This is a genomic window from Pantoea sp. RG18 (assembly GCF_025910075.1).
Taxonomy (GTDB): Bacteria; Pseudomonadota; Gammaproteobacteria; order Enterobacterales; family Enterobacteriaceae; genus Pantoea; species Pantoea agglomerans.
On the sequence record NZ_JAPCIL010000002.1, the window covers coordinates 207,640 to 233,956 of the forward strand.

5 protein-coding genes are annotated in these 26,317 nt (G+C 59.9%); all 5 read left to right on the forward strand.

Features of this window, described 5'->3' with window-relative positions; all coding sequences use genetic code 11:
• Positions 1–485: 485 nt before the first annotated feature.
• Positions 486–18,491, forward strand: coding sequence for an Ig-like domain-containing protein (locus tag OK409_RS01500; RefSeq protein WP_264366667.1), 18,006 nt, complete (start codon positions 486–488; stop codon positions 18,489–18,491).
• 347 nt (positions 18,492–18,838) lie between these two features.
• Positions 18,839–20,782, forward strand: coding sequence for an Ig-like domain-containing protein (locus tag OK409_RS01505; protein WP_264366668.1), 1,944 nt, complete (start codon positions 18,839–18,841; stop codon positions 20,780–20,782).
• 304 nt (positions 20,783–21,086) lie between these two features.
• Positions 21,087–22,442 (forward strand): TolC family outer membrane protein, encoded by a 1,356-nt coding sequence (locus OK409_RS01510; RefSeq protein ID WP_010248373.1) that lies wholly within the window; start codon positions 21,087–21,089, stop codon positions 22,440–22,442.
• A gap of 16 nt (positions 22,443–22,458) precedes the next feature.
• Positions 22,459–24,612 (forward strand): type I secretion system permease/ATPase, encoded by a 2,154-nt coding sequence (locus tag OK409_RS01515; RefSeq protein WP_187505557.1) that lies wholly within the window; start codon positions 22,459–22,461, stop codon positions 24,610–24,612.
• Positions 24,609–25,778: an HlyD family efflux transporter periplasmic adaptor subunit gene (locus OK409_RS01520; RefSeq protein ID WP_010248368.1), complete on the forward strand. Its 1,170-nt coding sequence runs from the start codon at positions 24,609–24,611 to the stop codon at positions 25,776–25,778. The genes OK409_RS01515 and OK409_RS01520 overlap by 4 nt, the downstream gene beginning before the upstream one ends.
• Positions 25,779–26,317: the final 539 nt, after the last annotated feature.

The window sequence follows — 26,317 nt, forward strand, 5'->3', positions numbered from 1 at the left end:
CATAAATGATGGCTGAATCGCTTAATGAACAAATTTTTTTTACAGCCTGATGTTTCGGTAGTGGTGTTTTTTTAACCTTTTCGCATCATTTTTGGAAACAGTCAGCAACAAATTGACATGTAAAAACAAAGGCAAAGCGGATTTTATGAAAGCCTTATTTCAAGTGAGGCTTATGTAATGAAGATTAAACCATAATGAAATCTGTACATTGAAATTGTTTTTTAACACGGCTACGCTAAAAGTTAATCTGTCAGAAACGTTACATTTTGCGTGAGTCTGTACAAGTAAAACTAACAATAACACCGTCACTCGCCACTCTGATTAGAGCGTGTGACCAGCTTTGGCTTTGCCGTTTCGACATACACCAGGTTAAGACATCTTCTGATTTTCAGAAGATGAAACTATGTGTGAACACTGTAAGCATAAAATAATTTTATGTTTATGGATTCAGTATATTAGCTAATCTGGTGGAGTAGAGGTTACAAATGGCAGAACTCACGCAAGGCCGTGTAGACATTATCTCGCGCGAAAACGGCACACTCATCTCGCAGTCCGTCAGCGGTTCGTCACAATCCATTAACCTCACCGAGCCCAGCGTCGTGCGCATCAGCGGCACCCGCGACATGGTGACGCAGTATGAGCGCCAGGGTAACGATCTGGTGTTGCATATGCGCGACGGCAAGACTGTCCGCTATCAGAAATTCTTCCTCGACGACGCCGATGGCCAGCACAGCGAACTGGTGTTCGATGATGGCGTCAACCCACCGGAACACGCGCTCTTTCCGCAGACCGCAGAAGGGGCTGAACTCGCTTCCACGTCGGTCACGCCAACCTATGAATCACTCGACAGCGTAGAGCCGCTGCTGCTGGCAGATAACGCCAACACCTCGATGGGTGTGATAACGGCGGGCGGTCTGGGTGTGCTCGGCTTAGCCGGTCTGGCCGTTGGCGTCGGCGGTGGTGGTGGTGGCGGCGGTGGGGGTAACGGTGGCGGCAATGACGGTGGCACCGATCCTGGAACACCGGTCACGCCGGGGACGCCTGCTATCACGCTCAATGCATTCGCTGGCGATGATGTTCTGGATAACGCGGAAAAAAGCAGCGATCAGGTACTGAGCGGCACCACCAGTAATGTCGAAGTGGGTCAGATTGTCACTGTCACGCTGGGCGGCCAGACCTACAACGCCACCGTCGGTGCTGACGGCAGCTGGAGCGTCACTATTCCTGCTGCCGCGCTGGCGGGACTCGCCGCAGGCACCACCACCATCGACGTCAGCGTCACTAACGCGGCGGGCACGACGACCACCGGCAGCCTGCCCATTACCGTCGCGGCCGCCGATCCCGGCACACCGGCTGCGCCGTCCATTAGCCTGAACCCGTTTGCGGGCGATAACCTGCTGGATAACAGCGAAAAAACCACGCCACAAACGTTGTCCGGCAGCACCAGCAATGTCGAAGCGGGCCAGCAGGTCAGTGTGACATTGGGCGGACAGAGCTATAACGCCACTGTGGGGGCGGATGGCAGCTGGAGCGTCTCAATTCCGGCTGCCGCACTCTCGGCGCTGGCTGCAGGCAGCAGCACCATTTCGGTCAGTGTGACCAGCGCCGCGGGCACGGCGGCTGCCGCCAGCCTGGGTATCCAGGTGCAGGCACCTGACACCACCCCTGGCGTGCCAGCCCTGACGATCGCCCCGTTTACCGGCGACGACGTGCTGAGCAACGCAGAAAAAACCAGCGATCAGACTCTTAGCGGCAGCACCACCAACGTCGAAGCCGGGCAGATCGTCACGGTTACCCTGGGCGGCCAGAGCTACAGCGGCAGCGTGGCAGGCGACGGTAGCTGGAGCATTACCGTGCCTGCTGATGCGCTGACCGCACTGGCAACCGGCACCACCACGGTGACTGCCACCGTTGCTAACCAGGCAGGAACCGCCGCCAGCGGTAGCCTGACCGTAAACGTAGAGCCACCACTGACTCAGCCGGGTACGCCCGTTATCACCATCGATCAGTTTGCCGGTGATGACATTCTCAGCAATGCCGAGAAAAGCAGCGATCAGGTTCTTAGCGGCACCACCACCAATGTGGAAGCGGGCCAGATTGTCACCATCACGCTGGGCGATCAGACCTATAGCGCAGTAGTGGATGCGCAGGGCAACTGGAGCGTCACGCTCTCGCCTGCGGCACTGAATGCGCTGGCAGCCGGTTCGGTGGCGATTTCCGCGGTCGTCACCAGCCAGGCTGGCATTGAAGCCAGTGAAAACCGCGCGATCAGCATCGATACGCCGGTCGTTCCGGGCCCGCCATCCGTCACGCTGGATGATTTTGCCGGGGACAACGTGCTGAGTAATGGGGAGAAAGCCACCGATCAGACACTCACCGGCAGCACCAGCAATGTTGAACCCGGTCAGCTGGTAACAGTCACCCTGGGCGGCCAGACTTACAGCGGCAGCGTTGATGCGCAGGGCAACTGGAGCGTTACTTTGCCATCGGCGGCCCTGAGCGCCCTGGCGGCAGGTGAAACGACGCTGACGGTTTCAGTCAGCAATGTGGCCGGTGATACCGTGACCGGCACGCTGCCCATCACCGTGGAAGCGCCTGTCACATTGCCGGGCGAACCCACAGTCACCATTGGTCAGTTTGCCGGGGATGACATCCTCAGCAACGATGAAAAAGGGACGGCCCAGACGCTCTCCGGCTCCACCACCAACATCGAAGCGGGCCAGACGGTGACAGTCACCTTCGGTGGCCAGACTTACCTCGGCACCGTCGATGGCAGTGGTAACTGGAGTGTAATTGTTCCGGCAGCCGCGCTGGGTAATCTGCCGGCGGGAGCTAATACCATCAGCGTTACCGTCAGCAATGCCGATGGCGTGAGCACTACCGAAATCCGCGATATCGCGGTTGAGACGCCAGTAACGGAACCGGGCGTGCCGTCTCTGACCCTGAATGATTTCGCCGGCGACAACCTTCTGAGCAACGACGAAAAAGCGGTCGATCAGCTTGTCAGCGGTAGCACCAGTAATATCGAAACCGGGCAGATCGTGACGGTCACCCTGGGTGGTCAGACCTACAGTGCCAGCGTGCAGGGTGATGGCAGCTGGAGCGTCGCCGTGCCGTCAGCCGCGCTGAACGCGCTGGCAGCAGGCACCACCACACTGACCGTCTCGGTCAGTAATGCAGCGGGCGACACAGTCACTTCAACCCAGCCAGTCACTGTCGAAGCCCCGGTAACGCAGCCGGGTGAAGCCACCATAACCATCGACGCCTTTGCCGGGGATGACATCCTCAGCAACAGCGAGAAAGCCAGCGATCAGCTGCTGAGCGGCACCACCACCAATATCGGTGAAGGCCAGCAGGTCACTGTCACCCTGAACGGAGAGACTTTTACCGCCACGGTCGGCGCGGATGGCAGCTGGAGCGTGTCGATTCCTGCCAGTTCACTGGCTGCGCTGACAGCCGGTAGCGCAGCCCTGAATGTGACGGTGACAGATCAGTCTGGTACTCAGATCACTGAAACCCGCGACTTCCTGGTGGAGTCAGCGGGCACTTCACCGAATGCCCCGACGCTAACCCTCAATGCCTTTGCTGACGACAACATCCTGAGCAACGATGAGAAGCTGGAAGCGCAGGCGGTCTCCGGCAGCACCACCAACGTCGAGGCGGGCCAGATTGTCACGGTGACGCTGGGCGGCCAGAGCTACAGCGGAACGGTTGGCGCCGACGGCAGCTGGAACATTGCCATTCCGGCCGATGCACTCGGTGCGCTGGCAGCCGGTTCTGCCTCGCTGGTGGTCACGGTCAGCAATGCGGCAGGCACCACCGTAAGTGACACGCTGCCGATCACGGTTGAGCCGCCGGTTACCGAGCCGGGCCAGCCCACTATCACGCTCGATCAGTTCGCCGTGGATGACGTGCTGAGCAACGATGAGAAAACCAGCGATCAGCTGCTGAGCGGCAGCTCAACCAATGTCGAGGCGGGTCAGGTCGTGACCGTAACGCTGGGCGACCAGACTTACAGCGCCACGGTCGGCGCGGATGGCAGCTGGAGCCTGAGCGTCCCGGCCAGCGCGCTGGCGGCACTGACGGCGGGCAACGCGACTATCGCGGCCACAGTCACCAATCAGGCGGGCGTAACAGTCAGCGAAGATCGGGTGATTGCGGTGGAAGCGCCAGCGGAACCGGGTACGCCGACGGTGACGATCGCCCTGTTTGCCGGTGACGATCTGCTGGATAACAGCGAAAAAGCGCTGGACCAGACGCTGTCCGGCAGCACCAGCAACGTGGAGGCGGGCCAGACGGTCACCATTACCCTGGGCGGCCAAAATTACACTGCGCTGGTCAACGCGGATGGCAGCTGGAGCACGCAGATCCCCTCTGCGGCGCTCAGCGCACTGGCGGCGGGCAGCAGCACCATCGCGGTCAGCGTCACAACGGCGGCAGGCGCCTCAGCTACCGACACCCGCGATATTAACGTCGCCCCGGCGGCAGGCGAACCTGGCGTGGTCTCCATTAGTGAACCGGTCAGCGTGGATGGCTTCCTTAACCAGCAGGAGCTGAGCAGCGATCTGATCATCAGCGGCTCTGCGGTAGGCGTTAACCCGGGCCAGGCGGTGCAGGTTAACTTTAATGGCAATAATTACAGCGCGGTAGTGAACAGCAATGGCTTCTGGAGCGTCACTGTTCCGGCAGGCGATCTCACCACTATCACCGACGGCGTAAAACTGATTTCGGTCACCACCACCGACGCCACCGGCGCACTGCTGACCGACTCCGCTCAACTGAATGTAGTCGCAGCCACGCTGCCGCAAATCACGCTGGAGGAGAGCGCAATCACCGATGGCCTTCTCAACCGGGTGGAAGCGGGCAGCGATCTGCTGATCGGCGGCAGCACTGGCAAAGCCGTGCCGGGCCAGCAGGTTGAACTGGAACTTAACGGTAAAACCTACAGCACCACGGTCAATGCAGACGGCAGCTGGAGCCTGGCGCTGCCGGCCGCCGATCTCGCCTTACTGCCACAGGGCGCCAACAGCCTGATCATTACCGCGATTGATGAAGCAGGCAACCGCGTGGATGAGACGCTCAACTTCAGCGTCGACACGCTGCCACCGAATCTGATTGTGGCAGAGGTCGCAGGCGGCGATGGCATTCTCAACAGCAGCGAAGTGGCTGCCGGTCTGCCGGTCAGCGGTTCAGGTGCGTTGCCGGGCGAAGTGGTTTCTGTCTCGCTGAATAACGTGAGTTACAGCGCCACCGTAGATGGGCAGGGCAACTGGACGGTGGATCTGCCGCCAGCGGCGCTGCAGGCCCTGTCAGATGGCAGCAGCTATACGCTGGTAGTTACGCTGACTGATGCCAGCGGTAACACCACCACGCAGACGCAGCCCCTGGCGGTCAGCACGCAGCCTCCGGTTGCAACCGTTACCGCTCCGGGCGGTGATGGCGTCCTGACCAACAACGAACTCACTACGCCGCTGCAAATCAGCGGAACCGGCACCCCGGGCGACAGCGTGACGGTGGAATTAAACGGTAAGTCCTACACCGCCATTGTTGACGAAAACAGTAACTGGAGTGCATCCGTCCCGGTGGCCGATCTCGGCACGCTGACCAGTCAGACCTATCCGGTGACCGTCACCGTGACCGATCCGGCCGGTAACATCAGCACTCAGAATACGGAACTGCGGGTGGCTACCGCGGTGCCCGCTCTGACGCTCAACGATCTCAGTGATGATGGCGTGATCAACGTCAGCGACGCGCAGCAGCCGCTAATCGTCAGCGGAACCGGCGACGAAGGCGACATCATCCGCGTCACGCTGAATAACGTGGCCTACAGCGCCGTGGTGGCGCAGGGTGGCAGCTGGAGTGTCACCGTTCCGGCATCCGACCTGGCAAATGTGCCCAACGGTACCCAACCGGTATCGGTAGTGGCGACAGACGCCGATGGTAATACCACACCAGCCAGCAGTTCACTGATTTTCGCCACCACACCGCCGTTGCTGGAAGTCTCCACGCCGGGCAGTGATGGTTATATCAATATCGCTGAACACACTCAGGATCTCACACTCGACGGACGCGGGGGGGCCCAGGGCGACACCGTCACGGTGAGTTTCAATGGCGAGACCTACACCGCCACCGTGGATACCGATGGCGCGTGGAGTGTTACGGTGCCCGCCGCGATTATCAGCCAGCTGGGTGACGCAACCTATCCGGTGGATGTGGTACTCAGCGATGCTTATGGCAACAGCAGCACCGTACCGACCAGCGTCACTGTGCTGGCGGCAACGTCGCCGGCGCTGACCATTAATCCCGTGACCGGCGATAATCAGGTCGACAGCGCTGAACAGCTCACCGACATTCTCGTCACCGGTAACGTCACCGGCGTACCGGCAGGTCAGCCGGTATTGCTGACCATTAATGGTCAGTCTTACGATGGCGTAGTACAGGCGAACGGTAGCTGGAGTGTGTCGCTGCCAGCCGGATCGCTGGGCGGTGCAGGCGATAAAACCTTCACCGTGGCGATTACCGATGTGGCCGGTAACCCGGCGCTGCCTGCTGAAGGGCAGTTCAGCGTGGTTACTTCACCCGTACCGTCGCTGTCGATTGCCCCAATCAGTGACGACAATGCGCTGAATGCCCTGGAGGCGCAGAGCGATCTTATCCTCAGCGGCGGTTCAGCGAACCTGCCGGCTAACAGCCCGATCAGCGTAACGCTGGTGACTGGCGGCACCGTCTACACCACCACAACCGATGAAACCGGTGCGTGGACCCTGACCGTGCCGGCTGCCGATCTGGCGACGCTGCCGCAGGGCACGACCACCGTTACCGTCTCTTCGGGTGATGTGCAGAACAGCCTGCCGCTGCTGGTGGCGACCGCGCCGCTGGCAGACCCGCAAATCAACACGCCATTCACTGACGGCATACTCAATACCGATGAAGCCAGCGCGGCGCAGACGCTGACCGGCACAGTCCTGCCAGGCCAGGCGGTCAGCGTGACCCTGGGCGGTACCAGCTATCCGGCCACTGTAGACGCGAATGGTGAATGGAGCGTGACGATACCCGCAGACAGACTGCAGGCACTTGCGCAGGGCAGCAATCCGATTACCGTGACGGTGAGTGATGAAGCGGGTAACAGCACCAGCATCAGCGAGCCGCTGATTGTTGATACCGGCGTACCGGCGCTGACCGTTAACCCGATTGCCACCGATGGCACGATTAATGAGGCTGAAACCGCCACCGATCTGACCCTCAGCGGCACCGTTACGCCAGGTAGTAGCGTCAGCCTTGCGCTGAATGGCCAGACCTATGACGCAGTGGTTGCCGCCGATGGCAGCTGGACCGCCACCGTGCCTGCTGCGAATCTGCAACAGTTGCCAGATGGCCGTTACGATCTCAACGTGACCGTCACCACCGTCAGCGGCAACGTCGCCACTACGCCAGTGTCGGTTACCGTGGATACCACGGCACCAGACTTCAGTATCGCTGCGCCCGCGGGTGATGGCGTGCTGAATATCGCTGAGCAGGCGGCAGGGTTCAGTTTCAGCGGCGCAGGCAGTGAAGGCGACCGCGTCAGTGTGACGCTGAATGGCGTGACCTACACCGGCACCGTTGATGGTGACGGAAACTGGGCGCTGGCTGTTCCGCCAGCGGCGCTTGCCGGTCTGACCAATGGCAGCAGCTATCCGGTGGTGGTCACCGTCACCGACGCAGCCGGTAACAGCAGCAGCCAGAACAGTGCCCTGACGGTTGCGACTACGCCGCCTCCGCTGGTCGTCGCGCCGGTCAGCGGTGATAACGCGCTGAACGTCGGGGAACTGGCAGAGCCGCTGGTGGTGAGTGGCAGTGGTCAGAATGGCGACGTGGTCACGGTCCAGCTCAATGACCAGCTCTACAGCACCACCGTTGGCGTTAACGGCCAGTGGACGCTGCAGATCGCCCCTGAAGCGCTGGCGGCGCTGCCTCCTGGCAGTAATCTGGTGACGGTGACGGAAACCAGTGCTAACGGGAATCAGAGCAGCCAGGTGGTTGATCTGAATGTGGCAACCGCGCCGGACGTGCAGCCTGTACTGACCATCGACAGCAGCACCTTCGCCGGTGACGGCATCGTCACGGCAGCGGAGCAGCTGCAGCCGATAACGGTGCGCGGCAGCAGCACGAATGTCGAACCGGGCCAGCAGGTGATCATCTCCCTGAATGGCATCGAATACAGCGGTGTGGTCGAGGCCAGCGGCAACTGGAGCATTATTCTGCCTGCGGGCGCCCTGGCTGAGCTGGGAGAAGGCAACCAGACGCTGAACGTCAGCGTCATCAACGCCGTGGGTAACACCGCCAGCAGCCCGCTTGACTTCAGTGTGGACAACACTCTGCCGTCGATCGCGCTGGCACCCGTCAGTGACGACAACTACCTCAATGCGCAGGAATTGGGTGGCGCCGTCGTGGTCAGCGGCAGCACCAGCGGTCTGCCTGATGGCAGCATTGTTACCGTGCTGGCCAACGGCACCACGGTCAGTACCACCGTGACGGCAGATGGAAGCTGGAGCCTGACCTTACCGGCAGGCACCTTTACCGGAACGGCAGACGGCCCGCAGACCATCACCGCCACCGCCAGCGACGCTAACGGACAGCCGCTGGCGACCAGCGACGCTACCCTGACGGTGATCGCCAGCGCATTGCCGGTGGCGACCCCGGGCGTGGCCTTTGATGATGGCATTCTGAACGGTGAGGAAGCCGCCGCCGGTGGCGCGATCACTGGTAACACGGGCGTGACCGGCGACGGCCAGACCGTCGTCGTGACGCTGGGCGGCAACAACTACAGCGGCACGGTCGATGCCGCAGGCAACTGGCAGGTCGCCGTTCCGGCCGATGTCTTGTCTGCATTGCCGCAGGGCAATAGTGGCTACACCGTGGTCGTCAGTGATGTAGCGGGCAACAGCAGCCAGGCGGATGGCAACCTGGTGGTGGATACACTGCCTCCGGTGCTGAACTTCATTACGCCATCCGATGGCATCATTAACGCCGCTGAAAGTCAGCAGCCGCTGACGCTGACCGGCAGCAGCGAAGCTAACGCCCTGATTGTGGCCAGCTTCAACGGCACCACCCTGAGCACCACCGCAGACGTCAACGGCGTCTGGTCGCTGGAGCTGCCCGCCACGGTTTACACCGGGCTGGGCAACGGCAGCTATCCGCTGACCGTGACCGCCAGCGATGCGGCAGGAAATGCCACCACCACCAGCCGCGACCTGGCGCTGAAAGTGGAGCCAGGCACACTGCCGACCCTGACGCTGGATGCCTTTGCCGGTAACAACGTGGTCGATGGCGCTGAGCGCCTCACCGATCAACGTCTCTCCGGCACCACCACTAACGTTGAAGCGGGTCAGCTGGTCACCGTCACCGTTGACGGCACAGTCTACAGCGCCGCCGTGCAGGCGAGCGGGGCATGGAGCCTGATCGTGCCAGCCGGTGCGCTGGCCGCGATTAATGATGGCAGCGCCAGTTTTACCGTGGCGGTCAGGGATGTGGCGGGCAATACCACCACCAGCAATCTCACCTTTGACGTCAACAGCAACGCCTCTGGCCTGGCGATGGATGCCATCAGCGAAGATAACTACCTGAATGCGCAGGAGCTGGGTCAGGCCCTGGTCGTCACCGGTACGTCGGTGAACGTGACAGAGGGCAGCACGGTCACGTTGCTGTTTAACAACATCAGCTACACCGCGCAGGTCTCGGCCAGCGGCCGCTGGACAGTGATCGTTCCGGCTGAGGCACTGACGGCGCTCGCCGATGGGCCTTACACTCTGACGGTCACCGCAACGGACAGCGGCGGGGCGACCCTGAGCAGCGAGGCAGCGCTCAGCGTGCTGGCGACGCTGCCAGCACCGCAGATCGTCTCGGCCTTTGGCGATGGTCTGCTCAACAGCAGCGAGATCGCCACAGCACAAACCCTGAGCGGCACCACCGGCATAACCGGTGACGGCCAGACGGTGAGCGTGCTGCTGAATGGCGCAACCTACAACGGCACCGTCGACGGCAATGGCAACTGGCAGATCAGCGTGCCGGCTTCCGCGCTGGCTGGCCTGCCGGAAGATCTCCTGAACTATACCGTCACAGTCCAGGATGCGGCGGGTAATACCGGCAGCAGCCAGGGCAGTGTGACGGTGGATCTGACGCCACCGACCCTGACACTGAATACGGTTGCGGGCGATAACAGTATCAATATTGCCGAAAGCACCGCGCCGATAGTTCTCAGCGGCAACAGTAATGCCGAAGCCGGACAGCAGATTACCATTACCCTGAACAATCAGACCTGGACTACCACGGTTGACCAGAACGGCGAGTGGAATCTGACGCTGCCTGCGGGTTCGCTGGCCGGTATTCCGGCCGGGGCGTACATTCTGACCGTGACGGTCAGCGATGCGGCGGGTAACCCGGTAACCGAAACCCGTGAAATCACCGTGGCGACGGCGTCGCTGGCCGTCAGCATAGACACCCCGTTTGGTGATGGTTATCTGAACCTGGCGGAACAGGGGGTCGGTCAGACGCTGACCGGCAGCACCGGTGTAGCGGGCAACGGCCAGACCGTCAGCGTGACGCTGGGCGGGAATGATTATTCCGCTACGGTGGATGCGCAGGGTAACTGGACGCTGACCTTAACAGCAGATCAGGTGCAGACGCTGGGCGAGGGGGTTACTACGCTGGTGGTCAATGCCAGCGATGCCGCCGGTAACAGTGGTTCGCTGACCAGCGCCGTTACGGTCGATCTCACGCCGCCAGTGCTGACCGTCAATGCCATCGGCGGCGACAACATCATCAATTCGGTAGAGGTGCTGGAAGCGGTCGCCATCAGCGGCAGTGCGTCGGTAGCGGATGCCGGACAGACGGTCACCGTCAGCTTCCAGAACGTCGATTACACCACTCAGGTGCTCTCTGACGGCACCTGGGAGGTGACACTGCCAGCCAGCGTCGTGCAGGGGCTGGCAGACGGCAGCTACACCGTTGCTGTCTCAATGACCGATGCCGCGGGGAACCCGGCCACGGCCACCCAGACCCTGACGCGTGATGCTGACACTCTGAACCTGCCAACCCTGACCATCGGGACCATCAGTGACGATAATTTCCTTAACCAGGCGGAGTCGCTACAGGATCTGAACATCGGCGGCACCAGTAACAACCTGGTGGAAGGCCAGCTGGTGACGGTGACGCTGAATAACATTCAGTACAGCGGCACGGTGGCAGCCGACGGCAGCTGGACGGTGACCGTTCCGGCCGCCGATCTGGGTAATCTGCCGGATGGCGATCAGCTGCTGGTCGTGGTCTCAGCGGATACGTCTGGCAATCCGGCCAGCGCCAGCACCAGCCTGGTCGTGCTGGCCAGCGAGCAGGTTCAGCCGACGCTGACCATGAACGTGGTAGCCGGCGATGATGTGATTAACGCCACCGAGGCCACAGCGGATGTCGCGGTCAGCGGCAGCAGCACCCTGCTGGCAGCGGGTACGCTGGTGACGGTGTCGTTTAACGGCACTGACTACAGCACCACGCTCGACGCTGACGGCAACTGGACGGTGAATGTGCCGTCTGCTGCCTTTACCAGCGTGGCTCCGGGCAGCACGCAAATCTTTACCGTGACCGCCACTGATGTCGCAGGCAATCCGGCGACCGCCACTCAGGAGGTTAGTTTCATTACCACACCGCCTGCGCTGACGAATATCACGGTCGATGCGGGAGATACCCTTAACCTGGCGGAGTCGCTGCAGGATCTCACCATCAGCGGCAGCACCACGGGCGCATTGCCGGTGACGGTGACGCTGAATAACGTCAGCTATACCACCACGGCCGATGCCGACGGTAACTGGTCACTTACTATTCCGACCGCTGACCTGCAGCAGCTGGCGGACGGCCCCAATGCGATTACCGTTTCGGTCACCGACGCGGCGGGCAATATCACCACGGATAGCACCACGACACTGGACGTAGCGTTTAATACCCTGCCAGCGCTGACGCTGAATACGCCGTTTGGCGATGCGCTGATCAGTGCGGCAGATGCGGAAGGGGCGTTAACGCTGAGTGGTGACAGTACCAATCTGCCGGAAGGCAGCGTGGTGAACATCTCTGTAGGCGGGCAGAACTTCAGCACCACCACGGATGCCAGCGGCAACTGGACGCTGAACCTGGCACCGGGTGCGCTGACGGGCCTGGCCGATGGACTGACACAGGTGGTGGTCAGCGCCGCGGATGGTGCCGGTAATCCGGCGCAGGTTACCGCAGGCGTTGAGATCCTGCAGAGTGATCCTGTTTCAGCCGCCTTCGACACGACACTGTTCGGCGATAACATCATTAATATCAGCGAAGCCGGTTCCGTTCAGCTGGTCACCGGCACCTCCACCGTCGTGCCGGGCCAGACCCTGAGCGTCACGGTAGGCGATGACAATATCCCGCTGTCGGTGACGGTCGATGCCAATGGCAACTGGACTGCCAGCCTGCCCCCAGAGTTCATTGCCAGCCTGGGAACCGGTGAACATACCCTGACCCTCACCACCACGGATCGGGCCGGTAACAGCATTGAAACGACCAAAACGTTCGTCGCTGCGATTACGCCGATTGCTAATCCAACGCTGGATACGCCATTTATTGATGGCCGTATCAATGCTGAAGAGGCCGCCTCAGGCGGATCCCTGACCGGTGCGGTGAATATTAATAACGCCGCGTCGGTCACGGTGACCGTTAATGGCACCCTCTATTCTGCGACGCTGACTGATGGTGGTTCGCGCTGGTCACTGGATCTGCCGGCTGATGTATTGCAGTCACTGCCGGATGGCAACTGGCCGGTGAGCGTGACGGTTACCGATGTGAACGGCAACATCGGCAGCACCAGCGGTACGATACTGGTCGCCGTTAACGCGCTGCCGGATGTCACCCTGAACCTGCCGTTTGGCGACGGTGCGCTGAACGCAGCAGAGGCGGCCGGTGAACAGATCCTCAGTGGCACAACCGGCATTACTGGTGCCGGACAGACGGTAACGGTGCTGATCTCCGGCTTTAACAACGGTCAGCCGCTGGCAGCCACGGTGCAGACCGATGGCAGCTGGTCTCTGGCCCTGTCGCCGGCGCAGTTAGCCACATTCACCAGCGGCACCCACACCATTACCGTGACGGCGACCGATATCGCGGGTAACAGCGACGCGACGGCGCAGAACGTGGTGACAGAGGTGGCGCTGCCTGTGCCGACCTTCAACCCAGGCGCATTTGGCGGCGACAACCTGCTGAACATCAGTGAAGCCGCGGCAGGGGTGACCCTGACCGGCACCACCGGCAGTGTCGGGGCGAACCAGGCGGTCAGCATTACCGTGGATGTCAACGGCAGCCTCTATTCTGGCACCGTGGCGAGCAACGGTAACTGGACTGTTAACATTCCTGCCAACGCCCTGAGTTCACTGGGTGACGGTGCGCAATCACTGACGGTTAACGTCGTGGATGCGGCGGGCAACAGCGCGTCGGCGCAGCTGCCGTTCACCGCGGATCTCAGCGCGCCGCAGCCTGCGGTCAATCCGGAATTCCTTGGCAGTTATGTGAATGGCGGCGATGTGGCCGCGGGAGTGACGCTGAGCGGAACCACCGGTGAAGCGGGCGCGAATCAGACTGTGCAGCTTACGCTTGGCGGCACAACCTATTCTGCGACAGTGGATGCCAATGGGAACTGGACGGTGCCACTGACAACGGCGGAGCTTTCACAGCTGCCGGATGATACCTATCCGGTTACCGTGACAGCAACCGATGCGGCGGGCAACAGCACCACCATTAACAGCTCGCTGGTGCTCGACACCACACCACCGGTGCTTAATGTTGCCGCCTTTACCGGTGACAATGCGCTGAACTACGCCGAGAGCATTCAGCCGCAGAGTCTCAGCGGCACCGCAGCGGGAGCCGAGCCGGGATCAGTGGTTTCGATCTCGCTGAATGACTCGCTGCTTGGCACCGCGATAGTGACAGCCAACGGCAACTGGAGTGTAACGCTGACGCCAGAACAGATGGCCACCTTTGGTCCATCGACGACCCTGGCGCTGGCAGTGACCGATCTGGCAGGCAATACCGCCAACGGCACGGTTGCGCTGACGGTTGAACTTACCCCACCGCCAGGGCCACTGGTCACGCTGGGCACGGTCTCGGGCGACAACATCATCAGCACTCAGGATGTAGCGGGCGGTGTGGTAGTGAGTGGCACCTCCGCTAACCTCGGCGCGGGTGGCGTAGTGACGGTGTCGATCGGTGGTCAGGAGTACGCGACTACGCTGGATGGGTCGGGCAACTGGTCAACGGCGGCATTGCCGGTCAGCGCCTTTGGCAATGCGGACGGCAGCGTCGCCATCACGGTGAATGCTACCGACGGCACTACCCCTGTGACCACCAGCGGTAACGTGCTGATCGACCTTACGCCACCGGCACTGACTCTCAATCCGTTTACCGGTGACAACCAGGTCAATGGCAATGAAAGTGCCACCAGCCAGGCCATCAGTGGCACCGCCGATCTCAGCGAAGTGGGTCGCACGGTGGTGGTGACCTTCAATAATCAGACCTACAACGCCGTTGTGCAGAGCAACGGCACCTGGTCCACAACGGTTCCTGCCAGCGCGATGCAGGCTCTTCCCGATGGCAGCTCGCCGGTGATCACCGCGCAGCTGGCGGATGTGGCCGGTAACGTGACGACGACCACCCAGACGGTGACGGTGGATACCGCCGCGCCGCTGGTTCAGGTCGACGCGTTCCTCGGCGACAACGTGATCAACGCCGCTGACCTGGTGCTAAGCCAGGTGCTGACCGGCAGCGCGCAGGGAGCAGAAGGCCAGACCATCGGGCTCTATCTGGGCGATGCCGCGCCGATCGCCACTGCGACGGTGGGTGCTGACGGACGCTGGAGTATCGATCTCGCGCCGGATGTCCTGTCCAGCCTAACTGAAGGCGCGCTGGTGTTTGGCGTGCGGGTCAATGATGTAGCCGGAAACCAGACCGACGCCACGCTGACGGTCAATAAAGTGGTCAACAGTGCGCTGACGCTGGTGGTCGATTCGGTGTTTGGCGACGGCACGCTCAGTGCGCTGGATACCACGGTGGCGCAGACTATCTCCGGGGTTGCGACCTCGGCGGGCGTGGGTGCCACGGTATCGGTGGTGCTGGGCGGCACAACGCTCTCTGCGTCAGTGGGCCAGGATGGTAAATGGGCCATCGTGGTGCCGCCTTCGGTGCTGGGCCTGTTAAGCGATGGCAATCTTGCGCTTGACGTCACCCTGACCGATGCCGCGGGCAACACCCGCACCGTCGGTGAAACCGTCACCGCGATTGTCGATGCGGTGCCGGTGGTTGGCGCGCTCACCGGGCTGTTTGGCGGTGATAACCTGCTCAACATTGCGGAAGCCGCTGCCGGACAACTGGTCAGTGGCGTGATAGAAAATGCGGCTGTGGGTTCCCAGGTAACGGTCACCTTTGGCAGCAAGAGTTACAGCACGACGGTGCAGGCGGGTGGAGTGTGGAGCGTTAACCTGCCGGGCAGCGATCTGACCTCTCTGCTGGATGGCAATCTGACGCTGGGCGTCAGCGTCAGAGACGTGGCGGGCAATGTCGCCTCCAGCAGCGCATCCATCGGCATCTTTACTCAGACGCCATCAATCTCGCTGACCTCACTGTTTGGTGATGGGGTGCTAAACCTGGCTGATATCGCCACCGGACAGGTGATCAGCGGGGTGGTGAACAACGTCGCGCAGGGCAGTGTGGTGACGCTCTCGGTTGGCAACAGCCAGGTGACCGCCACCGTGGGTGCGGGCGGGGCGTTCAGCGCCACGGTGACGCCAGATATTCTGGGCACGCTGGCGCAGGGCAACCTGACGGTGGGCGCATCGGTAACGGATGCGGCGGGCAATACCGCCAGCACCAGCGCCGGTATCCGGGTCGATACGCTGCTGCCGACCATCACCGTGAATCCGCTGTTTGGCGACGGTCTGCTGAACGTGGCGGATTCGCTGGTCACCCAGGTGATCGGTGGGGTGATTGGCGGCGCGGAAGCGGGATCGCGCGTGGTGGTGTCGGTAGGTTCACAGCAGTTGGTGACGGCGACCGATGCCAATGGCAACTTTAACGTCTCGCTGACGCCAGCGCTGTTGCAGGGGATTGCAGATGGCAATCTGACCGTGAGCATCAGCGTCACCGACAGCGCGGGTAACACTAACAGCACCACGGCCGGGGCACTGGTCGGTATTCACAACCTGCCGAAAGTCACCCTCAATCCGCTGTTTGGCGACGGCGTGCTGAACCTGGCGGAGTCGCTGGTGACTCAGACCATCAGCGGCACGGTCTCCGGGCTGGCTGCGGGTAGCAGCGTCAGGCTGGCAATTGGCAACACTATCGTCGACGCGCAGGTCAACGCGGATGGCAGTTTCTCAACCGCCGTCTCGCCAGCGATTCTGTCTACGCTGCTGAACGGTAACTTCACCGTCAGCGCGGCCGTCACCGATCCGGTCGGAAACGTCAGCAGCACCAGCGCGGGCGTGTCACTGGGACTGTTCCAGCCGACCCTGTCGGTGAATACGGTGTTTGGCGATGGCGTGCTGAGCGCCGCGGATCTGGCCTCTAACCAGACCCTGAGCGGGACGTCCAGCCTCTCTGCCGGTTCAACCGTCAGCGCCACGCTGAATGGCCTGACCTACACCACCAAAGTGGTCAGCGGCGGCAACTGGAGTATTACCGTCCCGAAAGCGGATCTTGTTGCTATCACTGACGGCAGTAAAACCGTCACGGTCACCGGCACCGATGCCTACGGTAACGTGGCAAACAGCAGCGGAACGCTGAGCGTCATCAGTCAGTCGACGCCGGTGGTCGCCATTACCTCGCTGTTTGGTGACAGTGCGCTGAGTGCGGCAGATGTCAAAACGGCGCAGACTATTAGCGGCACCGCCAGCAACGCCGAGGGATCGGTCGTGCGCGTCACGCTGGGCGGCCAGACTTACAGCACCACGGTGAGCAGCAACGGCAACTGGAGCCTCTCTGTTCCGGCGGCTAACCTTGCTGCCATTACTGACGGTCTGCAGACCGTCACCGCCAGCGTGACCAACGGTGCGGGCAGCATTGGCAACACCTCGGCGTCGCTGGGTGTGGTCAGTCACACCACGCCAACGGTCAGCGTCAACAGCTTCTTTGGCGGCGATGGCTACCTCAATATTGCGGAAGCCAACAGTACTGAAACCATCAGAGGAACCAGCACCAACGCGGCGGGCGGCACGGTCACGGTAAACGTGGCGGGCAATATCCTCACCACTACTATTGGTGCGAATGGCGCCTGGAGCATCAGCGTGCCGTCAGCGACGCTGAAAGGGATCGCCGATGGCAGCCATCCTCTCACCGTCACGGTGGCGGATATTGGCGGCAACACCGCAACCAGCACCAGCAGCTTTACTGCGCTGTCGCACAATCAGCCGCTGGTCGGGGTCGATCCGGTGCTGAGCATCGTCGGTTCCTTACTGGCGGGTCTGGTGGTGCAGGGGGGATCGCTGAATGCCGCGCAGGGCTCGAAAGTGAGCGTTACGCTGCTGCTCTCCAACGGCAACAACGGCCCGACGCTGAACACCACGACCGATGCGCTGGGGCGTTACGCGGTTAACTTCTCACCTTCACTGCTGTCGGTGGGTGGCCTGCTGCTGTCGCTGGGAACGCTGGCGAAAGTCACGATTACCGACGCGGCCGGTAACAGCTACTCGACCACCAATACTCTCTTGCTGGGTGCGCTGCTGCCGGTAACGCTGGCGGCAAACGAATCGGTTGCGCTGTTCTCGGTGGTGGATGACAGCGCCACTGTCGCCAGCGCGGAGACGCAGCATAACAGCAGCACCAGCAGCGATGAGAGCAGCGCCCATGTGGCGGTGGCTTCCACGCTGATCACCGAAGCGGATACCGTGACGCCAGTCAGCAGCAGTGAAAACGCGGCGGCAAATGACGCCGCGGTGGCAGCGGCACTGGCAGAGGAGGTGGGTTACACCATCGGCGGCGTCGTGATTACGCTGGCCGATGGCAGCACCATTGAGGGGGCGGCAGTGACCGGCAGCAGCGGGGCGGATATCGTAACGGTCAGTGACCTTAACTTTACCCATATTGATGGCGGCGCAGGCACCGATACCCTGGTGCTGAATGGTGAGCATCTTAGTCTGGATCTCACCGCGCTGGGCCTGAAGGTCGAACACATTGAGGTGCTCGATTTGGGTAAAACCGGAACCAACTCCGTGAAGCTCGATCTCAACGAAGCACTCAATATTACGGATAAACAGAGTGACGATTTGCTGATCAAAGGCGCAGATGGCAGCCAGGTGACACTGGCTAACAGCAACGGCGGAATCTGGGAAGTGACGGGCGAGCGTACCGTTGAGGGCAGAGTCTTTGAGATCTACCACAACTCGGCGCTGACCAGTGATAACACCCTGGGCGATGTGCTGGTGCAGCAGAACCTGCAGGTCCATGTTGTGTAGTGACTGAAAGGTCAGTTCAGATGATGAACAGAGCGGGTGCGAAAGCACCCGCTTTTTTTGTTTTAGTCACGTGATAATTGCATTTTCCAGATTATCGCCACTATTCATTAGCAGGATGAAAGATTAGGGTAGGCGCAACAAACGGCGTCACGCCGTAAAATCAGCATTCTGACTCTATTTGGCGCTTTTATTAGCGTCCTGTTTATCAATCCTTGTTACCTGCGGGTAACCGGTTCCGACCAGCGGAAACGGGCAGCTTCAGCTGTCCCACTACCATGTCGTCAGACTAAACGATCGGTTTATCCGATAGTTTTTGTCTGCGTTTCTGTTCTGAACTGAGGTTACCTATGTCATCACGCGATACGCTTCGTACCATCCGGCTTGAATCCATTTTTCAGACGGCGGTGAGCGATTTTGCCGTCGCCGATAGCGCAGTGCCCGCCATTGCGCCAGCCGCTACGCAAAGTCTGAGCCTTCCTTTCGCCACGCCGGGCCAGAGCCTGCCGATCACTACGCTCTCCACCGAGTCACTGCATAGCAGCCCGCTCAACGACAGCACACTGGCTGTCAGCGCGGTGAAAAGTTCGCCGCCAGCTATGCTGCGACCCTATGAACCGATCGCCAGTGATGGCGTGATCGCTGGCTGGGAAGCGCAAAAGCCGGTGCATCTGCGCGGTCGTGCTGAAGGTGAAGCGGGCTCCACCGTAACGCTGACCTTCAACGATCAAAGCTGGCACAGCACCGTCAATAAGTGGGGCTACTGGAACGCCTCAATGCCGGCTGATACGCTGAAAGGCGTAGCGGATGGCAATCACACGCTGACGTTGACCATTACCGATAAAGCAGGGCAAAGCACGGCAACCACCGTAGATTTTGGTCTCTATACCGACCGCACGATCAAACCTACCCTGACCGTGGACACGGTCAGTGGTGACAACGCGGTGAGTATTGCTGAGAGCATTTATGGCGTCGAGATTAGCGGCAGCGCAACGCACTTGCCGGTGGGGTCGGTGCTGAAACTGACGCTGGGTACGCAAACCACCACCGCCAGCATGGGAAATGACGGTAAGTGGTATGGCACATTTCAGGAAAGCGATATGCAGGCGCTGAAAGACGGGGTCTACAGCCTGAAAGTCACGGCGACTGATCCCAATGGAAAAACCGCCACCGAATATCACGATCTGACGCTGATCACCCATCTGAGTAGCCTGCCAAAAATTACCTTTGATAAGGTCACTGCGGACGATGTGATAAACCTGGCAGAAAGCCAGCAGGATCTGCTACTGAGCGGCACGCTCTCCACCGTCATGCCGGGCCATCGCCTGGTGATCACGGGTGCCAACCAGAAAGATTATGCCGCCACCATAGGCGATGATGGACACTGGCAGGTGGTGATCCCGGCAGCGGATGTGCACGCCTTTATCAACGTTGGGGAAATCCGCGCCTGGTCGATCGACGGGGCCAAAAACTACATTGACGTCACGCATGAGCTGAACATCCACACCGGCTTTATTCCGATCTACACCGAAATGGATATCGGCGGTGACATGACGCTCAACTATCAGGAGGCGCAGCACGATCTGAGCTTCTATGTTGAAGGCGCCAACACCCTGGAGATCAACGGTAAAACCTACCAGCCCGATGCCAAAGGTATGGTAACACTGACCTCCAGCGAGCTGCTGGCGCTGCCGGATGGCCCGGTCGCCGCCACCTTTCACCGCTGGGATGAATATGGCAACAGCGACACCCAGACCAGCGATAAACTGTTTACCGTAGCCGTGCACCAGCGGCCGACGCTGACCCTGGACACGGCTTTTGGTGATAACAAAATTGATGCTGCCGATGTCAACAGCTGGCATCTGATTCAGGGCAGCTCCAGTCATCTGCAACCGGGCAGCCTGGTGGAATTAACGCTGGGCGATCAGCACTACAGCGCCAGTGTAAAAGCCGATGGCGGCTGGGCGTTGACCATTCTGGCCGGGCAGCTGGCACCGCTGGACGATGGTGAGTACCAGATGACAGTCAGCGGTAAAGACAGCGCCGGTAATCTGGCCAGTGCCAGCCAGACGGTGCAGGTGGCATCACATACCGAAAGTGCCAACCCGCTGGAGGGTCAGACGGTGGACCAGTTGCTGGAGACGGTCAGCCCGACCCAGCAGGCGGAAACCGCACATGTGGCGCAGGCATCTTCTGCCGCCGCCGCACCGCAGGAAAGTCATCTGTTCTCTGATATTCCTTATACGCTCGCCGACCACCTGCTGCAGCATCCTGCGGCACACCCCCTGGTCTGACGCTGACACATTAGTAAACACACTGCCTTCCGGACAGGTCTGTTAAGCCTGTCTGGATTGGCGCGAGCTCGCTCAGTGGTTGCTTTTCGTTCGTTCAGCAGAAATATTAACGATTTCATCTGTTTTAAGCAGGAATAAGCGCGGGATCTGATCTAATAATGTTAAAGGTCGTTTAGCGTCTCGCTTGCGAACCATAAATAAAATAACGCAGTAAATCTGTCAGACGCTGAGTAGTACCCCTTTTTGCTCGCTTTGTTCACCAGGAAAAACACCATGATGATAAGAACCCCTGTTGGTATGGATAATGAACAAAGCGCGATTAACTTTTTTGTTGTGCGCCCTGAGTGGCGTTGCAGTGCACGCGGCCTTTGCCGCACCGTTACCTAAAGCCGAATTTAACTGGCGCGCCGCGCCCACCGAAGAGCAGATTGCCAGCTTAACGCTGCGCGACGCCATTCTTCGGGCCTTCGCCCGCAATCCGAAAATCTCGGAAGCGGCGGCACAGATCCACATCGGTGAGGGGGATCTTGATGCCGCCCGCAGCGCCTGGTATCCGCAGATCTCACTGCAGGGCGCGGCGGGGCGCTCTCATCAGACTGACTCCGCCGGGAGCCTGAACAATAACGGCTCCGGTGGCATCACGCTTAGTCAGCTGCTCTACGACTTTGGCCGCACCGGCAGCGCCATCGATGAGCAGCACGCGCTGTCGGATGCTTATCGTTACAGCCTGTTCGACTCGATGACCACCGTGGCGGAAGATACGCTGCAGGCCTACCTCGAAGTCAAACGTTACCAGGCGCTGGCAGAAACGGCGCATACCAATATTGCCTCGCTGAAGCGCGTGCGGGATATCGCGAAGCTGCGCGCCGATGCCGGCCTCAATTCCCAGTCCGACGTGCTGCAGGCGGAAACCCGCATCGCCGCGATGCAGGCTACGCTGGAGCAATATCGTGCCCAGCACCGTTCCGCCACCGCGCAACTGACCGTGCTGACCGGCGTGGTCCCCGCCACGCTGCCTGAACTGCCACAGGCGCTGCTTAAGCAGCAGATCACCCTCGACAAAATCGCCTATGAAAGCAGCGCGGCGGTGCGCAGTGCGCAGTCGAAGCAGGAAGCCGCTCGTGAACGGGTGCGCCAGGCAGAGTCCGGTCACTGGCCGACGATTAAAGTGCAGGCGGGCCGGACCCGCTATGAAAACGATCGTCAATCTTACTGGGATGATGAAGTGCAGCTGCAGGTGGAAGCACCGCTTTATCAGGGCGGCCTGGTGAATGCGAAAACTCAGTCAGCAGAGGGCGATCGTGAAGCGGCGCAGGCCGCTATTCAGCAGGCCAAGCTCGCCATCAATCAAAACGCTTCTACCGCCTATGCCGACATGATTGGCGCGCAGCAGCGGCAGGCTGCCGGGGAAGTGCAGCTGGCCAGTGCCGACCATACCCGTAATGTCTACGCCGATGAATATCGCCTGAGTAAGCGCAGCCTGAACGATCTGCTTAGCGTGGAACAGGATGTGTTTCAGGCTGACAGCTCACGTATCACCGCGCTTTACGATGGCTGGGACGCCACCGTGCGTTATGCCGCCGCGGTAGACAATCTGCTCGATATCATGGGTATCGATCGCCAGCAAAGCAGCGGCGATCTCCTTCCTTCGCTGCAATAGCGATAAGGCATTAATAATGAGTACATCAACCCTGAATACCGATAACTGGATTGCCGCCATGCTGCGCGTAGCCGCGCGATTCGGTAAACCTGCCGATGGCAAAACCCTGCGTCAGCAGATGCGCTGGTTTGAACATCTGCCGGTGTCACAGCAGCTGGAACGACTCTCCGGCCTGCTGGGACTGCATCTGACTATGGTGCCGCAGAACAAACTGCGCTGGCGTCAGGAGATCACCCCGGTGGTGCTGGTGCTGGAGAATGCCAGCGTGGCGGTGCTGGAGAGCATCGATTCAGACAACAGCGCGCGCTACTGGCTCAGTGAAGGTGGCGATGTGGTGCGTGAAAGCGCGTTATCAGAACTGCTGGCACGCGCCCAGGGCGATGTCGGTGTGATTGGCGTAGCGGCGCGTGGCCGTGATGCGCGCATCGACGAATTCGTTCAGCCTTATGAACCACACTGGTTCTGGAAAAATTTTCGCGGTATGGGCCGCCGTATCACGGAAATTTCGCTGGCCTCGGTGATCAGTAATGTGCTGGCACTGGCCGGTATTCTCTTTTCGATGCAGGTCTACGATCGGGTCATTCCGGCCCAGTCGCAGTCCACGCTGTGGGTACTGTTTGTCGGCGTGCTGATCGCTGCGGCCATTGAGTATCTGATCCGGCTGATGCGGACCCAGGTGTCAGACTTAATGGGCAAACGCATCGACCTGAAAGTCTCGGCCATGCTGTTTGCCCGGGCGATGAGCATACGTAATGAGGCGCGTCCGAAATCGACCGGTTCGTTTATCTCGCAGCTGCGTGAGATCGACCAGGTGCGTGAGCTGCTCACCTCGACCACGGTAGGCGCAGCGGCCGATCTGCCGTTTGTTATCCTGTTCCTGTTTATTATGTCGTTTGTTGGCGGCTGGCTGGTGCTGATTCCGCTGGCGGCGATCCCGCTGATCGTCATTCCCGGTCTGCTGGTGCAGATCCCGATGGCGCGGCTGGCCAAAGAGGGGCTGCGCGAGGGCGCGCTGCGCAATGCGGTGCTGGTGGAGACCATTGAAGGGATTGAGGATATCAAGGCGCTGCAGGCGGAACCCTATTTTCAGCGTCAGTGGGAGCAGACGCACGAAGTCAGCGCCTCAATCAGTAACCAGCAGCGGTTGTGGGGCGCGCGTCTCACCGGCTGGGCCGCGACTGTGCAGCAGCTCACCTATGCGGGCATGCTGGTATTTGGTGTCTATCTGGTGCTCGATTCGCAAATCACTACCGGTACGCTGGTTGCCTGCAGCCTGCTCTCATCACGCACCATCGCCCCGCTGATGCAGCTGACCATGGTCTTCTCGCGCTGGCAGCACGCCAAAATGGCGATGAAAGGGCTGGATGAGTTGCTGAAAAAGCCGCTTGATCAACCTGAAGCGACCACGCTGGCACACTGCCCGACGCTCACCGGCCAGTACGATCTGCGCAATGTGCATTACAGCTATGACGAAGAGAATGAAAAAAATGTGCTCAACGTTCAGCAGCTGCAGATTAAGCCCGGCGAGAAGATTGCCATTCTGGGCAAAGTCGGGGCAGGGAAATCGACGCTGCTGAAGATCCTCGCCGGTCAGGCGCTGGCTACGCAGGGCAAAGTGATTGTCGATGGCGTCGATATTGAGCGTATCGATCCCACCGATTTACGTCGTCAGCTTGGCTGGCTGTCGCACGACTCCCGCCTCTTTTTTGGCACGCTGCGGCAGAATCTGATGCTGGGCAATCCCCATGCCAGCGAACAGGAGATGCTGCAGGCGCTGCGCATCAGTGGCGCGCTGTCGCTGGTCCAGCAGGATGCCGCCAGCCTGGACCGCATTATCAATGAAGGCGGGCGCGGACTTTCGGGCGGCCAGCGTCAGATGGTGATGCTGAGCCGGTTGATCCTGCGTCAGCCGCAGGTGGTGTTGCTGGATGAACCCACCGCGGCGATGGATGAACAGCTGGAGGAGCATGTGATCCGTCAGCTACAGGGCTGGATCAGCGGCCGGACGCTGGTGCTGGTGACGCACCGTCCGGCGCTGCTGAAGATGGTCGATCGTATTGTGGTGATGGATAACGGCCGGATTGTGGCCGACGGCCCGCGCGACGAGATCCTGCGCCGTGCGACGACACCCGCGTCGGCACCGTCGCCAGGTAAAGGAGACACCGCATGAGTCTGGTTATTGTTGATAAAGATCTTGCCCGTCATGAGCGCCGGACATCGGCGATTATCTGGCTCTGCACCGCCGCGCTGGCGATTTTTCTCATCTGGGCGCACTTTGCCATTCTGGATGAGGTCACGGTCGGCACCGGTAAAGTCACCCCTTCCAGCCGCGCGCAGGTGATCGACAGCCTGGATGGCGGCATCGTCAAACAGCTTAACGTGCATGAGGGCGACATTGTCGAAAAAGGGCAGGTGCTGGCGACCCTCGATCCGACACGCTTCCAGTCGAACTTCGGCGAGGCGCAGGCCAAAGTGCGCACCCTGCGCGCCTCGTCCGAGCGGCTGGAGGCGGAGCTGTCGGGCACGCCGCTGACATTCAGCGCCGAAACGCTGAAGGAGCCGAACCTGGTGACGCGCGAACGGCAGCTCTACGAGTCGCGACGCCGTAATCTCACCGAAACCATCAGTAATCTGCAGCAGTCGCTGCGACTGGTGCAGGATGAACTGCGCCTGACGGAACCGCTGGTTGCCAAAGGCGCAGCAGGGCAGGTCGAGGTGATTCGACTGCGTCGTCAGGTCAGCGATCTGCGCGGCAAAATCGATGAGGCGCGCAATGACTATCTGGTGCGCGCCCACGAAGAGCAGGTGAAAAATAATGCCGAACTGGATGCGCAATTGCAGGTTGCTGCAGGCAAAGAGGATCAGCTGACGCGTGCCACGCTCTATTCACCGGTGCGCGGCATTGTTAAAGATATTCAGGTCACCACGGTCGGTGGGGTACTGGAGCCTGGAGGCAAACTGATGGAAATCGTCCCGCTGGAGGATCAACTGCTGATTGAGACGCGCATCAATCCACGCGATATCGCCTATATCCGGCCCGGTCTGGCGGCTACCGTCAAAGTGACCGCCTATGACTCCTCTATCTATGGCGATCTGCACGGCGAAGTTGAAACGGTGTCGCCAGATACCCTGCAGGATGAGGTAAAACGTGATCAATATTACTATCGTGTTTATGTTCGTACCCAGAAAGCCGAGCTGACTAACCGTGCCGGACGAAAATTCCCGATCGTGCCCGGTATGGTGGCCAATGTAGAGATTAAAACCGGTCAGAAATCGGTTATGGATTATCTGATTAAGCCCCTGAATAAAGTTAAAGAATCGATGCGCGAGCGCTGAAAATCCGCACCAGCAAAAATATCCGCCTGCTTAATTACGGTGATAAATTAACATGGCGGATATTTGGGCAATCAGGGCGCAAAGCGTGCGCATTTTAACAATATGTGCGGAAACAGGCCGTAGTTAATTTAACCCGGTTAAGAAAGTTTACGAAGATATAACGGAACGGTAAATAGCAGGCAAAAAAATGCCGGACAACTTGTCCGGCGGGAAATAATAAGTTGTACATCTCATTCGGGGAGAATGAAGGTAATAATGGAATAAATGATGATAGCGGGGTCTATTCTATTACCAGATGCCGTATAAGTTTTATCATTCAGTGCTTCGGAATACTCTGATGTAACCTGTTGATAACATAGCTCTCTGAATCGGTTTATCGATTTGTGCGCCATTTTTTATCGATCCGTGCTGGTTATTAGTTCCCCGTTATTTACATTATGAAATAACTGTTTCGACGTATGAAACACTTTTGGAAATTTAGTAGCATTTTCCTGGTGGATTATTGCCCGTTATAAAACAACAATGGCCTGCCGGCTGAA

What these genes read in the sequence shown, in the direction of transcription:
- OK409_RS01505 (WP_264366668.1), top strand. Translation starts at nt 18,839, where the DNA reads ATGTCATCACGCGATACGCTTCGTACCATCCGGCTTGAATCCATTTTT.
- OK409_RS01520 (WP_010248368.1), top strand. Translation starts at nt 24,609, where the DNA reads ATGAGTCTGGTTATTGTTGATAAAGATCTTGCCCGTCATGAGCGCCGG.
- OK409_RS01500 (WP_264366667.1), top strand. Translation starts at nt 486, where the DNA reads ATGGCAGAACTCACGCAAGGCCGTGTAGACATTATCTCGCGCGAAAAC.
- OK409_RS01510 (WP_010248373.1), top strand. Translation starts at nt 21,087, where the DNA reads ATGAACAAAGCGCGATTAACTTTTTTGTTGTGCGCCCTGAGTGGCGTT.
- OK409_RS01515 (WP_187505557.1), top strand. Translation starts at nt 22,459, where the DNA reads ATGAGTACATCAACCCTGAATACCGATAACTGGATTGCCGCCATGCTG.